The organism is Aerococcus sp. HMSC10H05 (assembly GCF_001806975.1).
GTDB lineage: Bacteria > Bacillota > Bacilli > Lactobacillales > Aerococcaceae > Aerococcus > Aerococcus viridans_B.
Genome location: NZ_KV786968.1, coordinates 380 through 720, shown reverse-complemented (window position 1 = coordinate 720; position 341 = coordinate 380). Strand labels below are relative to the sequence as shown.

Annotated in this window: 1 protein-coding gene; it reads right to left on the bottom strand. The window is 40.2% G+C overall.

The window, feature by feature from the left end; translation table 11 throughout:
• The coding region (locus HMPREF3116_RS09155) for a M20/M25/M40 family metallo-hydrolase (RefSeq protein ID WP_246819039.1) at positions 1-338 on the bottom strand (338 nt) is incomplete at its 3' end.
• Positions 339-341: the final 3 nt, after the last annotated feature.

Below are 341 nucleotides of genomic sequence, written 5' to 3'. Positions count from 1 at the left end.
TTATCCATAGCCTCATTAAAATGCAAAACAAAATCAGCAATGTGGTTGATTGCGTTAATTCCCTCAGCAGGCATTGAAGAGTGCGCAGATTTACCTTTAGCCGTTACTGTAAAGTTCATAGACCCTTTATGGGTGTAAGCAATAATAGAACTTGAAGGTTCAGCAATGATTAGACCATCAATATCATCGGCATAGCCTTCTTTAACCAATTGTTTTGATCCTATACGGCCAATTTCCTCACCCACCGTAGCTAGAAAACGAATACGACCGTTTAAATCTGTGCCTTCCTCTTTTAACTCACACATAGCGATTGCTAAAGCAGCTAGGCCTGATTTCATGTC